Genomic DNA, 13380 nt, shown 5'->3' on the forward strand with positions numbered 1-13380 from the left:
CATTTTGACACACGTCAACTTTTTGAGGTTTTCCTAATATATCCTCCGCGTAGTACAGTCCGACCCGAACGCATCGTTTGCGTCGAATGGCACTCTCATGGCAAATGCGGCCTTTCCGAGTATTATTTGAGGGACTCTTAGGAGGGCGCTATTATTGCTCCATAATTTCGCGCGAGACACCCTATATGAGCACCGATTCTCCCTACGATAACCTGCCCGACGCAGAAGGCTTTTTTGGTGAATTTGGCGGGCAGTTTGTGCCGCCGGAAATGAAGCAGGTAATGGACGACATCAGTGCTGCCTATCAGGAAATCCGTCAACGTAAGGATTTTCAGGAAGAGTTGGCCTATCTGTTAGCAGATTACGTGGGCCGGCCGAGCCCGATTTTTTACGCACGGCGGCTATCCGAAAAACTCGGAGGCGCCCGCATCTATCTGAAACGTGAAGATCTGAACCACACTGGCGCCCATAAAATAAATCACTGTTTGGGTGAAGCCTTATTAGCGAAGTTCATGAACAAAACCAAGGTAATTGCAGAGACTGGCGCTGGCCAGCACGGCGTTGCCTTGGCAACTGCTTGCGCTCTAGTGGGCATTCCTTGTGAGATCCACATGGGCACAGTGGATATTGCCAAAGAACACCCCAACGTAACCAAGATGAAAATTCTTGGGGCAACGTTAATTCCTGTCACCCGTGGTACAGCGACCCTCAAAGACGCTGTCGATAGCGCATTTGATGAGTACCTTAAAGACCCACATAACTTTATTTATGCAATTGGCTCAGTCGTTGGGCCACACCCTTTCCCGGGTATGGTTCGTGATTTCCAATCCGTGGTGGGTCGCGAAGCCCGCGAGCAGTTTCTGGAGCGCTACAGCAAGCTACCGAATTACATAGCAGCCTGTGTAGGCGGCGGCTCTAACGCTATGGGCATTTTTACGGCTTTCTTGAACGATGAAAGCGTCAAACTGATAGGCGTCGAACCCGCCGGAGAAGGGCTCGACACAGAACGCCACGCAGCCACCATGACACTTGGTAAGCCGGGCCAAATACACGGCATGGCCTGTTATGTGCTCGAAGACGACGAAGGCAACCCGCTGCCAGTCCACTCCATCGCTTCCGGGCTAGACTACCCGGGGAGCGGTCCTCAACACAGCTACCTGAAAGATCTGGGCCGAGTGGAATACGCCAGCGCCGATGACACTGAGTGCTTGGACGCTTTCATGATGCTGTCACGAGTAGAAGGGATCATTCCTGCGTTGGAAAGCGCCCATGCTGTAGCTTGGGCTATACGTGAGGCGCCTAAACTGTCGCAGGAACAGTCGATACTGGTTAACCTTTCAGGCCGTGGGGACAAAGATGCCGACTACGTGGCGGAGAAGCTGGGGCTGAACTAAACCGGTCAACCGGGTAGTCCATCTGCACGCACACTAACTAAAAACCGTGCATAAGCGATCACGTACAGAAAGTACGCAATCAACCACAGCAAAAAAGGCAAGCCAACGCCAGCCAACAAATACATCTCTGGCCACCAGATCGGCACGAGGGTGCGCAGCAATGCGGTAAGAAAAAGCGCACCCAGTGCTGGCCAGATAAGCCTTGGCATAGTAAGCGAACGCCCCGTATGCCGTAGCCCGGCAATGCAGAATACAGCCAGAATAGCGGTGCCAGCCGCGCCAACAGAAAGTGCATGACGGCCAGCATAGCCCGGCAAGCTATCTACCAATGCGCTGATACCCACTAGAAACAAGCCAGCAATCATCCATAGGTAAGCCGTTGTCAGTAGTAACAAATATAATTTGCCCATGGCCTTACCCCATGGCCACTCGCTCAACCTGTCTGCCTGAGCGGCTGCGGCTGCCAGCGCAATCCAGCCGGTAACTGGGTGCCCCGGTGCAAGCATATCGGCCACTACGTAAACGATAAGGGCAACAATTGCTAGATACTCACGGGCAGGTGTCAGACGCACTGGGCCAGTTTCCCCGACCTCCGTTCTTGCGGCCATCGCGACCACCCGCACTATGCGTGACGCTGTCAGCGCGACCAAAACAAGCAATACATTTACCGCAGTGTTAAGAGCAGCTTGAGGCGATAACAACGCTAATTCTGGCCAAAGCCAGCCTAAATAGAACAGTCCCTGAATTAGGACAAATGCCAGCAATACAACACCTATACTTAGGTGTTTACGCCCTGTTGCAGATAGCAAAGCTAGCATTGCCCAGAAAATTACGGAAAGTGGAAAAGCAATATTTAATGCTGCAATCAAGACTCCCGGTAGGCTTGCTGACAACCAAAATGCCAGCCTGCCCAGAAGCCATAAAACAACCAGAGCAGCAAGCGCTTTACCTTGAACATGTGGTACGCTCGCCCAGGATGGAATAGAGGTTAATAAAAAGCCCACCAACGCAGCGCTGGCAAACCCGAACAGCATTTCATGGCCATGCCAAAGGATAGGCATCATCGCCATGGGCAAGGTAAATTGTTGAAGCAGCGTACCTACCCACGGAACCAATGCAAACGGAGCGTAAAGAGCCGCCAACAAAAAGAATGGCCGAAACCCATAGGCAAGCCAAGGGCTTTGAAAGCCTGCTATTCCAGTCTTCATGCTTTGCCTTCAGCTTTTGTAGCTGTCTCCGGAAGATAGAAATCATTGTCGGGCAGTTTGCCGCCGATAAATCCGCTGGAGAGGTCTGTAAGCGCAGAAAAGAACGACTCAAGCTGTGGTCGAGACTCTGCGGCAGAGGCCATCCTAATTTGAGTTCGAGGTATTGCTCCTTCAAACACCTTGGTAGATAAGGGAGAGTTTTGGCTCCCAACCACGGCCGCGTCATTAGGCTTAGCTGCCACCCAGTCCACTGCGCGTCTGATGGCACCTTGTATTACCGCAACCTGCTCAGGATATTGATCCAGAAGCTCTCGGCGACAAACAACTCCGGCTTGCGGCAGACCCTTTATTTCACCAGTAAGTCGCGCCCATTCTTCTTGTAAATCCAGCTCCGTCGGTAACTGGCCAAACTGTGCAGCTTGCAATCGAGTAGCTGTGCGCATGGGTTCAGGTAAAACGGCTGCATCGAGGCGTTGGGCAACAAACATTTGTACGGTTTCGAAAGGGCTCGACTGGTAGCTTACTTTAAGATCCCGACCTACTTCCAAACCCGCTTTCCCGAGAAGATACCGAAATACCAGATCTGGCATGTCGCCACGCCAAGGCACACCCACATGGCGACCGGCAAGATCCTTCACGGATTGCAAGGGGCCCTCCTCTTTCAACCCGAGCATACCGAGAGTACCCCATACATTTACATTCATTAGTACAAGGGGAACACCGCGGTTATAGAGGTTAGCGGCCACATTCGTGGGTGTCGCGGTAAGCATCACCTCTGCTCTGGCTAACCAGGCACGAAGTTGGTCGGGGTCCTTCCACGCCTTCAACTCCCGTTTTGGAATCAGCTCTTGCACGGAGGGGTCTTCCAGCGCTCTCGCCAGAATCACCTGTGGAATGCCGTAGGGTGTTGCTGCGACAAGCTGACCGGATGCCTGCGCAATGGCACGCTGGAAAGGCAAAGCCGTTAATAGCGTCGCGTTGGCTGCCAATTTCAGTAAATCACGACGACTTAACGGGTTCATGCTACCTCCGATTGGGGTTTATAAAGGAAACTCTCATTAACCACAGGCTGCCTCAACAAATGAGCTGCAGCTTCATAGAGCCAGGACTGAGTCCTGCTCGCAAATGGCTCATCTACCCGATGCTCGTAAACTATATGACCAGGGGAACCCGAAATAACGACAACACGGTGAGCCAATCGCAAGGCTTCGGTTAAATCATGCGTCACCAACAAACTGGCAATCCCACGATCAACCACAAGACGCTGTACCAACTCCTGAGCTTCATTTCGCAGCCCGACATCCAAAGCACTGAACGGCTCATCCAGCAGAAGCAGATCAGCCCCTACAGCCAGTGCCCGAGCTAAAGCCACCCTCTGCTGCATACCGCCGGAGAGTTCGTGAGGGAATAATGTGTATTTGTCTGCAAGGCCGACTGAATCTGCCAACTCCCGCGCTATCTCCAGACGCTCTTTTCGTGGGACGCTTCTGGCTTTCAGGCCCAGCGCGATATTGTCCAACATGCGCCGCCAGGGTAGCAGTCGCGGTTCCTGAAATACTGCCGCCGTGCAGGCAAAACGGTTTTCCACTGAGCCACCAGAAATATCGACTAGCCCGGCTGCCAGCCTTAATAAACTGGTTTTGCCGCACCCCGATGGGCCGACAAGACAAACTGACTCACCTGGCTGGACACTAAAGTTGATGGCCTCAAGGATTCTATTGGGCCCAAGCTGCAATGAAGCATTGCGAAGTTCCATCATGCTTTTGCCTGCGAGACGCTCTGGCGCCATGGTTCCATTTTCTTTTGTAGCGGTCGCAAAAAGCCATGCTCAGCAATCAACAAGAGTGCCACTACAACCAAAATCCAGCCCATGGCGCCAGCTGTATCGAGATTCACTCGGGCCATTGCCAGACCAGCGCCCACACCATTTTCTGTGGCAAACAATTCCGCCATGACTGTCACCTTCCAAGCCACACCCAGAGCCGTAATCAACGCCGGAAACACATACGAAACGATATGGGGCAGATAGAAATCCCACAAACGCATCCAAATCGAAGCACGGTAAACATCGCCCATTTCCTGCAGCCGTTTATCAAGCGTGCGCGCACCGATCTGTGCACCCGCAAACGTGACGGGTAAGGTTGTTGCGGCAACTGTGTAGATAGCCGCCATCGACCCACTCCCAAACCATAAAATAGCTAGCACAATCCAGGCGATCGGAGGAATGCCCAATAGAACGGTTGATACCGGCTCCAGCGCTCGCCCAAGCGTGTGAGACAGGCCGGCCAACAAGCCGAGTATCAAACCGGCCAAAGATGCCAAAGCAAACCCGGTCATTGCTCGCCAGGTTGTGGCCCAGACCGCAGTCAAAAGCTCTCCCTGTTGCCAAAAACCCTGTATGGAAAGAAGAGCATCTCTCGGCCCCGGCAGTAAAAAGCTACCGTAGTTCAAGCTCCCCCACTCCCATAAAGCCACAAACAACAACATACCGGTAAGGCTGCCACCCCAACTCAGACTGGTTCGGATCAGACGACTCATAGTTCAACGCTCTTTGATCAAGAGATTAGGGTAAACGTTACTTTCCCATGATTACTTGACAAAACTCAAATGATATTCATTTGCAATTAGATTATTATTGATAATGACTTTTATTTGCGTATCACACACATCATCCTCGGAGCTTTCATGACCCCCAGCCGATTGAGCATTGCTATTGCTTTAGTGTCTTCCACTACCACCTTCGCGGTACCAGCATTCTCGCAGCCAGCACAACTAAATGAACTCGTCGTCACGGCGAAAGGGTACGAGGCTGACACTCTCGAAACAGCCAGCGCTCTAGAAAAACTGGCAGCTGATCAAGTAGCCGCAGCGGAAACCGCTGGTGACTTGTTTAGAGGAAAGCCTGGCCTTGCCGTTCAGGGCGACGGTGGCGCCTGGGGCGGTAATCCGGTAATACGTGGGTTAAAAAAAGAAAGCGTTGTTATGCTAGTAGACGGCGTACGACTTAATTCAGCCCAACCTCAAGGTGCCATTGCGTCTCTTGCGGCCATGAGTCTGTTGGATAGTGTTGAGGTAGTTAAAGGGCCTGGCTCTGTTCAGCATGGTACAGGAGCCCTTGGTGGCGCTATAAACCTGCGTACTCCGGAAGCGACATTTTCAGAGACTGAAGAGGTTCACGGCCGACTCTCTGGTAGCACGGGAACGGTAGACAGCAGTCTTGCTGGCAGAGCCCTAGTTAAACTCTCAAGCAAAGATCATGGTCTGGTTCTCGGGGCAGCCGTTAAAGATGTAGACGACTACGAAACCCCGGCCGGTAATGTCGATAAAAGCGGTTACCGCTCGGAGTCCCTTCTCGCCAAGTACGCCTATAGGCTCAGCGATGATCAAAAGCTGACCCTGAACCTGCAAAAACATGAGGATCGCGATGTCTGGTACCCCGGCTCGGCAAAAACGGGTCCTGGCGGTAATGGCACACTCATAATTCACTCCCCCAAACAGACCAGAACCCTGACTGAGCTAGGCTACGAAGGCTCGATCGGGCCAGGAACACTGGAAGCCAGCATTTATCAACAGAATGTTGAACGGCAGATAAGAGCATTCTGGGACTTTAAAGATAGAAATCAGGTGTGGAACGACGTGAGCTTTGATACCGATGGTGCAAAAGCGCAATACAGAATGCCCCTTGGCAATGCCCATCTGGTTACTGTTGGGCTGGAGGCCTGGGAGATGACGGCAGACCCCGCACGTTTTACCTACAACCCACCGATGTCGAATACAGCCATGTCCAACTCTCCATTTCGAGATGGAGAAATACAAAGCCAAGGCGTGTTTGTTCAAGACGATATAGCAACAGGCAACTGGAATATTCAGTTCGGTGCCCGATATGACAAAGTTACAGGCGATGCCCGAGTAGTGGGCAACGGCCCGGGCGCGCGAACGACCGGCTTGGAAAGCAGTGCCGAAACCCTTTCCTGGTCAACCGGTGCTATCTACAACGTAAGCGCTATGGTCAACCCCTTCATCTCAGTAGGGACAGCCTACCGAGCCCCAGATATGCGGGAGCGTTTTGAAGATGCATCCCGTGGCGACGGCTATTTCCACAAAGGGAACCCTCAACTCGATCCGGAAAAATCCACCAGTGCAGAGATTGGCCTCAAGGGGCGCGGTCGCTTCGGTGAGTATCAGCTTGCGGCATTTTATACCCGAATTGATGACTACATCGCGGGCCGAGTAACGGGTGCCAACAACCCGGCCAACAACCTGCCGATAAAACAAACGGAAAACCTGGATGAAGTAACAATTTACGGGGCGGAAGTTGGTTTCATCACGCCTCTAGAAGCAATGAATGCCAAAGCTCCATCTATCGATATCGACGGCAGCCTCACCTGGCTTCGAGGTGAAAACAAACAGGACAATGAGCAGTTATACCAAATGCCAGCGCCAGAATTGACCCTTGGCGTAGGCCAGCAATCCCGTCCGGGATTCAATTGGCATGGTCAGGTTCGTGCGGTAGCAGAACAGGATAGAACTGCAGATACTTTCTCCAACAATACAGAAACCTCAACGCCCGGCTATGCGACCGTGGATATAACGCTAGGATGGAACTTTGACTCAATAGGCGATATGAACAAGCTGAAGGTCACCTTAGAAGGCAACAATCTGTTGGACAAGCAGTATCGAGCACACCTAACTGATGGCGAAGTCCTGTCACCGGGCAGGGGTCTTATTGCAAGGCTTGAGAGCAGTTTTTAACTCAAGCAAATTAAAGGGCTCCGAAAGTTGGAGCCCTGAATCACGCCCGCACGTCAAACCCCTCTGACTTAGCTGCCAACGAATTCCGGAGTTCTTCGATATCAGGTGTTGAGATATAACTTTCCCCTAACGTTGGATTTAGCATTTGTGCAGTACGGGCCACTTGTACTGAGAACCGCCTTACTCCCCTGTTTGCCAATTGTTCGCTGATTTCCAACACCTGCTCAAAACTGTGTAGAGCGCTGTGCCACGTCATTCGGCATTCAAAACTGACTCCTGAGCGCTTCAATTCATCAATGGCGGCCCAACTATCTTCACCCGAGCGGCTACAGGTAGTTACGGGTTGGTACCCTGAAGGCAACGCTTTGATATCCAGACCGACCCAATCTAGCCATGGTAATAACGGGCGGAGCGATTTTAGACTGGGCGCCCCCGTGTGAAGCCCGTTTCGAAACCCCATATCCCGGGTTTGCTGAAGAGCGGGTAACAGTGCTTTCTGAATCGTGGGCTCTCCCCCGCTGAATACCACGGCATCTAGCAACCCTTTGCGCCGCTTTAAGTGGCTACAAACCCTTTGCCATGTAGGTGCGCCATCCACCGGCTTTAACGGAATGAGGTGCGGGTTGTGGCAATAATGGCAACGCCAGGGACAACCCTGTAGAAACAGGGTTGTCGCCAGATGTTGCGGATAATCAACGGTAGAAAAGGCTGTCATACCGCCTATTACCAAGTTATCCGCAAGCATATCAACGCTCCCTAAAATGAATACGTTCGTGGTGCTCTGATTGCTTGCCTTTGTTAAAGGCAGAAACAGGGCGGTGGTAGCCCATAACCCGCGTCCATACTTCACAGCGTTGGCGTTGATTCTCGTTGGGTAGCTTCTGGTTTTCCATAACATCTCCTTTACATTTACTTCTCTGGGAAATTCGGTAGGTTGCTTTGCTCGTAGCGACCCACCGTCTATACCGGAGCGGTGCTCCGAAATTCAGGCAATAGCTGCAGCAGCCATTTGCGTATTCTGGCCCGCCATCAGCAACTCATCACATTTGGGACAGAACTCGTGCTCGCCGTTGAGATAGCCATGCACAGGGCAAATGGAGAATGTGGGCGTTACCGTGATATACGGCAGTCGATAATTTTCCAAGACACGCCGAACAAACCGGCCACAGGTGGCCGCATCACTGATACGTTCGCGCATATAGAGGTGTAAAACCGTGCCGCCGGTGTAGCGTGTTTGCAGCTCATCCTGCAGGTTCAGCGCTTCAAACGGGTCATCAGTAAAACCTACGGGCAGTTGACTGGAATTGGTGTAATAAGGTGCATCATGCGTTCCCGCCTGCAGAATGTTCGGAAAGCGTTTTTGGTCTTCCTTGGCAAAGCGATAGGTGGTGCCTTCTGCCGGGGTTGCTTCAAGGTTGTAAAGGTTGCCGGTCTGTTCTTGAAACTCCTTCATTCGATCCCGAACGTGATCCAACAATTCCAGCGCAAACTCTCTGCCCCACTCGGTAGCAATGTCCTCGCGGTCGCCTGAATAATTTCGAATCATTTCGTTTAGACCATTCACCCCAATGGTAGAAAAATGGTTTCGCAGGGTACCTAAATAACGTTGGCTATATGGCAGCAGTCCCTCGGACATGTGTTGGCTTATTGTCTCGCGCTTTGTTTCCAAACTCTCCCGAGCCAATGCCATCAGTTCATCTAGTCGGGCATATAACGCCTGCTTACGGCCTTTGTATAAATACCCCAGACGGGCACAATTAATCGTTACCACACCAAGAGAGCCGGTTTGTTCTGCAGAGCCGAACAAGCCATTGCCGCGTTTTAGCAGTTCTCTCAGGTCCAGTTGTAAACGGCAACACATGGATCGCACCATGCTGGGCTCCAGGTCTGAATTGAGGAAATTTTGAAAGTAAGGCAGGCCATACCGCGCTGTCATTTCAAACAGGCGCTGGGCATTTTCAGATTCCCAGTCAAATTCCCGGGTAATGTTGTAGGTAGGAATCGGGAAAGTGAATACCCGGTTTTTACTGTCTCCAGCAGCCATCACCTCAATGTAGGCTCGGTTGATCAGATCCATTTCTAACTGCAGATCACCGTAGCTAAAAGGCATCTCTTCACCGGCAATGACCGGTATCTGTTCTCGTAGATCCTCCGGGCAAACCCAATCAAAGGTGATGTTGGTAAAGGGCGTTTGGGTGCCCCAGCGTGAAGGCACGTTGAGGTTGTAAACAAACTCTTGGATGCACTGGCGTACTGTTTCGTAATCCAGATTATCCTTGCGGATAAAAGGTGCCAAGTAGGTATCGAAAGAGCTGAAGGCTTGAGCTCCGGCCCATTCGTTTTGCAGCGTACCCAAGAAGTTTACCATCTGGCCGATGGCGCTCGATAAGTGCTTCGGGGGTGCTGACTCCACCTTACCGGGCACGCCGTTAAGGCCTTCATGCAATAAGGTACGCAGCGACCAGCCAGCACAGTAGCCACTCAACATATCTAGATCGTGTATATGAAGGTCTGCCTCACGGTGCGCCTGTCCGATGGTTTGTGTATAGACATCATTAAGCCAATAGTTGGCGATGACTTTTCCGGCAGTGTTCAGAATCAGGCCACCCAGAGAGTAGCCCTGATTAGCATTGGCATTGACTCGCCAATCGCTTCGCTGAAGATATTCGCTGACGGTTGCCGAGATATCCAGTAACGAAGGTTCAACTGGCTCGGGAATTGCGGGGAAAGCTGGCATGTTACGACTCCTGGTATCGCGTCAGGTATATTCCCTTCGCATACACAGGAGGCCGTTCACATAGGGTTATCCAACGGATAGTTGCCCCGTGCAATTTGCCAACTGTTTACCCTGAGTCGCGAAGGTGCAGTGTTGAGTGTCTTGGCTGGTCTTCGGACTCAGGGGCGTGAACCTTTCGGCTCTGCCTTACGTGGCGACTTCCCGGTTCCCACCAGTGTCGTCATTGCTACGTTTGTTCCCCAATACCGCTGCGCGTCAGCTCCGGAGTCTCACCGGATTCCCCACTACAAAACACAACATATAGTGGAAAGCCAAGACAAAACCACTATATACGCCAAAACTATAAGTCGCAATAGAAATATATGATTAGCACCTTAAGATAGTTTTTGGGCTTGACCCAGCAACACAAATACACTGCCACAGGATCTCGCGAATTGAGGCTGTACAGGTAATGAATATTCTGATTTTGACGGTATTTTCGCTGATATCCTGCACGGCTTCCGCTGAAGTGGCCGACAAGATTCAGAGCTATCAAGGCATGTGGTTTTCGGCACTGCTTCTCGCAGCGCTTTTGGGCGGGCTTAGCTATCTTAGGCCACTGTTTCTAATACCAGCTGTCGCTACTTTCTTATTTTTCGCTTACGGCTATTACGACATAGCGTCGGATCATACTATTCGACAGCTGGTACTCGCTGAAATGGGGGCAAACTACTTCATTCTTGGTTATTTCTCTTCCTTCACCCTGTTGGCTACCGCAGTCTTTGGCGCTGTTTTTTCTAGACTCCGCAATAAGCACGCACCCAAAACGCAGAGTTCTAACGAAGAATAACCAGCGGCTTCTCCGCTGTTCTCAGCATGTTTGTAGTCGTGCTGCCAACAAAGAACTGGCGAATACGGGAGTGGCCGTAGGCACCCATAACGGTGATATCGATACCGTTCTTTTCCTGATAGCTGTGTAGAGCCTGCTCCACATCGCCGGCCAGAATGGTCAGGGTGATATCCGCATCAAGCGGCGCCAGCATCAGCTTAGCCTTCTCCAACTGGCCCCAATGCTCTTTCGTGTCTGATCCGACCATCACTAGGTGTAAGGGCATGCCTTTGAGTACTGGGCTGCCAGCCAACAGCTCTACGCCTCTAAACGCTGTGGCACTGCCATCGAACGCGAGCATGGCCGTGCGCGGTGTTGAAAACTCGTCTGGCACCAGCAGAATCGGCCTATGTACACTGCGGATTACGGTTTCGAGCTGGCTGCCAACGCGAGCCTCCCGATCCGAACTGCTTTCGCCGTGCAAGCCCATGACAACTAGCCGCGTTTCATCTTCAATGGCCAGCAAAGATTCGGTCAAGTCACCATGGCGTTGGCGCTTTTTGATCTCGCCAAGACCGGCACCCTGCAACCTGTGGACGGCTTCGTCCAACATGTGGTTACCGTGTTCCAACGCCAGTTTGGCCCGCTTACGATCCAGCTGCGCCAGCTCATCGAGCAGGTGCTCACGACTACCCAAGCCAATATTACCGGCAAGATCTGGCTCTGACGGATAACGCTCTTCGTCAAGTACATGCAGAAGCGTTAGCGGCGACCCCATATGCTTGCTGGCCCAAGCTGCATAGTCACATACGGCTGGCGCAGCGCGGGAACCGTCCACACAAGCCACAACCTGCAACGCATCCTGCTCGCTTGCTTGAGAATTTCCGTTTGTATCTTGCATATTAATGGCCCATCAGCTGATCAATGCCTTCCGGCTTATCGTGCACACCAAAACGGTCTACGATGGTAGCGCTGGCTTCGTTCATGCCAATCACTTCCACCTCGGCGCCGTCTCGACGGAACTTGATGACGACTTTGTCGAGCGCGCCCACAGAAGTAATGTCCCAGAAATGGGCCCGGCTCACATCAATGACCACTTTATCGACCACTTCGCGGAAATCAAAGGCTGCAAGAAATTTTTCCGATGAACTGAAAAATACCTGACCCATAACCTTATAGGTGCGAGTGCCCGATTCTTCATCCAGAGTGGACTGCACTTCCATAAAGTGCCCGATTTTGTTGGCGAAAAACAGAGCCGCGAGCAACACACCGGCAAACACGCCCAGCGCCAGATTGTGGGTGACAACCACTACGCACACGGTGACCAGCATGACAATATTTGTGGAGAGAGGGTGAGTCTTCAAGTTGCGAATGGACTCCCAGGAGAAGGTACCGATAGACACCATGATCATGACTGCAACCAAAGCAGCCATGGGAATTTGCACCAATATGTCGTCCAGCACCACAATCATCACCATCAGGAACACGCCCGCGGTAAACGTAGAAAGCCGACCTCGCCCCCCAGATTTTACGTTGATAACAGATTGCCCAATCATCGCGCAGCCAGCCATACCACCGAACAGACCGGAGCCTATGTTGGCAATGCCCTGCCCTCGGCATTCGCGGTTGCGGTCACTTTCCGTATCGGTTAGGTCATCCACAATGGTCGCAGTCATCATGGACTCCAGTAAGCCCACCACGGCCAGTGGAATAGAATACGGCAAGATAATCATCAGGGTTTCAAGGTTCAGCGGTACGTCAGGCCAGAGGAATATGGGCAGGGTATCGGGCAGCTCGCCCATGTCACCCACCGTGCGCACGTCTATATTGAACAACACCGCAACAATGGTCAGCGCCACAATGCAAATCAGTGGGGAGGGCAGCAGTTTTCCCAGCACCGGCACATAGGGAAACAGGTAAATAATACCCAGCCCTGCCGCTGTCATGGCGTACACATGCCAGGTTACATTTGTTAGTTCGGGCAACTGCGCCATAAAGATTAGGATAGCCAGAGCATTCACAAATCCGGTAACCACCGAGCGGGATACAAACCGCATTAGGCTGCCCAGCTTCAGCCAACCGGCCAGAATTTGGATTACACCGGTTAACAGGGTTGCCGCCATCAGGTATTCGAGGCCATGTTCCTTAACCAGCGTTACCATCAGCAACGCCATAGCACCGGTTGCCGCCGAGATCATGCCGGGGCGGCCACCCACAAAGGCAATGATCACGGCAATACAAAACGAGGCGTATAGCCCTACTTTGGGATCGACGCCTGCGATGATCGAAAAAGCAATTGCTTCCGGAATCAACGCAAGCGCAACCACGATCCCGGCGAGCAAATCGCCCTTAATATTGGAAAACCATTCGGTTTTCATTGTATTTAACATAGCTTTGAGTACCCGGGTGGCAGCGCTGTTTAATGAAGATAGGATTGCCGTTGCTTGAATTGCGGATTACGGCAAAATAAAGGGCGCGAAT

At 52.1% G+C, this 13380-nt stretch carries 11 protein-coding genes, 1 pseudogene and 1 riboswitch; of the genes and pseudogenes, 3 read left to right on the top strand and 9 right to left on the bottom strand.

Annotation, left to right across the window (positions count from 1 at the left end; genetic code table 11):
* Positions 1-185: 185 nt before the first annotated feature.
* Positions 186-1394 carry a tryptophan synthase subunit beta gene (trpB, locus tag KO508_RS11895; RefSeq protein WP_216008521.1) on the top strand — a complete coding sequence of 403 codons (1209 nt, stop codon included), beginning with the start codon at positions 186-188 and terminating at the stop codon, positions 1392-1394.
* A gap of 5 nt (positions 1395-1399) precedes the next feature.
* Here the strand turns inward: trpB and KO508_RS11900 are convergent, their stop codons facing one another.
* Genes KO508_RS11900 through KO508_RS11915 form a run of 4 tightly spaced genes read right to left on the bottom strand, consistent with a single transcriptional unit; the run spans position 1400 to position 5140 of the window.
* On the bottom strand, positions 1400-2602 hold the full coding sequence (locus tag KO508_RS11900) for an NnrS family protein (protein WP_216008522.1): 1203 nt from the start codon (positions 2600-2602) through the stop codon (positions 1400-1402).
* The gene (locus tag KO508_RS11905) at positions 2599-3624 is read right to left on the bottom strand and encodes an ABC transporter substrate-binding protein (protein ID WP_216008523.1); all 1026 of its coding nucleotides are present in this window, start codon (positions 3622-3624) and stop codon (positions 2599-2601) included. Before KO508_RS11905 ends, KO508_RS11900 begins: the two co-directional genes overlap by 4 nt.
* Positions 3621-4361 (bottom strand): ABC transporter ATP-binding protein, encoded by a 741-nt coding sequence (locus tag KO508_RS11910; RefSeq protein WP_216008524.1) that lies wholly within the window; start codon positions 4359-4361, stop codon positions 3621-3623. The genes KO508_RS11905 and KO508_RS11910 overlap by 4 nt, the downstream gene beginning before the upstream one ends.
* Positions 4358-5140 (bottom strand): ABC transporter permease, encoded by a 783-nt coding sequence (locus KO508_RS11915; RefSeq protein ID WP_216008525.1) that lies wholly within the window; start codon positions 5138-5140, stop codon positions 4358-4360. The genes KO508_RS11910 and KO508_RS11915 overlap by 4 nt, the downstream gene beginning before the upstream one ends.
* A gap of 147 nt (positions 5141-5287) precedes the next feature.
* Between KO508_RS11915 and KO508_RS11920 the strand changes: the two genes are divergently transcribed.
* Entirely contained in the window at positions 5288-7354 is a 2067-nt protein-coding gene (locus KO508_RS11920) for a TonB-dependent receptor plug domain-containing protein (protein WP_216008526.1), read from the top strand.
* A gap of 40 nt (positions 7355-7394) precedes the next feature.
* Here KO508_RS11920 and KO508_RS11925 read toward each other — a convergent pair whose 3' ends face one another.
* The 3 genes and pseudogenes from KO508_RS11925 to KO508_RS11935 form a co-directional block, all read right to left on the bottom strand.
* Positions 7395-8099 carry an anaerobic ribonucleoside-triphosphate reductase activating protein gene (locus KO508_RS11925; RefSeq protein ID WP_216008527.1) on the bottom strand — a complete coding sequence of 235 codons (705 nt, stop codon included), beginning with the start codon at positions 8097-8099 and terminating at the stop codon, positions 7395-7397.
* 1 nt (position 8100) lies between these two features.
* Positions 8101-8247: an anaerobic ribonucleoside-triphosphate reductase gene (gene nrdD / locus KO508_RS11930; RefSeq protein WP_216008528.1), complete on the bottom strand. Its 147-nt coding sequence runs from the start codon at positions 8245-8247 to the stop codon at positions 8101-8103.
* A 92-nt stretch (positions 8248-8339) separates the two neighbouring features.
* Positions 8340-10049 (bottom strand): annotated as a pseudogene (locus tag KO508_RS11935) (ribonucleoside triphosphate reductase); the annotation flags it as partial.
* 168 nt (positions 10050-10217) lie between these two features.
* Positions 10218-10422, bottom strand: a riboswitch (cobalamin riboswitch).
* Between the two features lie 120 nt (positions 10423-10542).
* Between KO508_RS11935 and KO508_RS11940 the strand changes: the two are divergent.
* On the top strand, positions 10543-10920 hold the full coding sequence (locus KO508_RS11940) for a hypothetical protein (RefSeq protein WP_216008530.1): 378 nt from the start codon (positions 10543-10545) through the stop codon (positions 10918-10920).
* Here the strand turns inward: KO508_RS11940 and KO508_RS11945 are convergent.
* Positions 10907-11800, bottom strand: a complete 894-nt coding sequence (locus KO508_RS11945) for a universal stress protein (RefSeq protein WP_216008531.1) — start codon at positions 11798-11800, stop codon at positions 10907-10909. The genes KO508_RS11940 and KO508_RS11945 overlap by 14 nt on opposite strands.
* Before the next feature lies 1 nt (position 11801).
* On the bottom strand, positions 11802-13289 hold the full coding sequence (locus KO508_RS11950; RefSeq protein ID WP_216008532.1) for a SulP family inorganic anion transporter: 1488 nt from the start codon (positions 13287-13289) through the stop codon (positions 11802-11804).
* Between the last annotated feature and the right edge of the window lie 91 nt (positions 13290-13380).

Source organism: Marinobacter salexigens, from assembly GCF_018860765.1.
In the GTDB taxonomy this organism is placed as follows: domain Bacteria; phylum Pseudomonadota; class Gammaproteobacteria; order Pseudomonadales; family Oleiphilaceae; genus Marinobacter; species Marinobacter salexigens_A.

What these genes read in the sequence shown, in the direction of transcription:
- KO508_RS11940 (WP_216008530.1), top strand. Translation starts at nt 10,543, where the DNA reads ATGAATATTCTGATTTTGACGGTATTTTCGCTGATATCCTGCACGGCT.
- KO508_RS11925 (WP_216008527.1), bottom strand. Translation starts at nt 8,099, where the DNA reads ATGCTTGCGGATAACTTGGTAATAGGCGGTATGACAGCCTTTTCTACC.
- nrdD (WP_216008528.1), bottom strand. Translation starts at nt 8,247, where the DNA reads ATGGAAAACCAGAAGCTACCCAACGAGAATCAACGCCAACGCTGTGAA.
- KO508_RS11905 (WP_216008523.1), bottom strand. Translation starts at nt 3,624, where the DNA reads ATGAACCCGTTAAGTCGTCGTGATTTACTGAAATTGGCAGCCAACGCG.
- KO508_RS11950 (WP_216008532.1), bottom strand. Translation starts at nt 13,289, where the DNA reads ATGTTAAATACAATGAAAACCGAATGGTTTTCCAATATTAAGGGCGAT.
- trpB (WP_216008521.1), top strand. Translation starts at nt 186, where the DNA reads ATGAGCACCGATTCTCCCTACGATAACCTGCCCGACGCAGAAGGCTTT.
- KO508_RS11915 (WP_216008525.1), bottom strand. Translation starts at nt 5,140, where the DNA reads ATGAGTCGTCTGATCCGAACCAGTCTGAGTTGGGGTGGCAGCCTTACC.
- KO508_RS11945 (WP_216008531.1), bottom strand. Translation starts at nt 11,800, where the DNA reads ATGCAAGATACAAACGGAAATTCTCAAGCAAGCGAGCAGGATGCGTTG.
- KO508_RS11900 (WP_216008522.1), bottom strand. Translation starts at nt 2,602, where the DNA reads ATGAAGACTGGAATAGCAGGCTTTCAAAGCCCTTGGCTTGCCTATGGG.
- KO508_RS11910 (WP_216008524.1), bottom strand. Translation starts at nt 4,361, where the DNA reads ATGATGGAACTTCGCAATGCTTCATTGCAGCTTGGGCCCAATAGAATC.
- KO508_RS11920 (WP_216008526.1), top strand. Translation starts at nt 5,288, where the DNA reads ATGACCCCCAGCCGATTGAGCATTGCTATTGCTTTAGTGTCTTCCACT.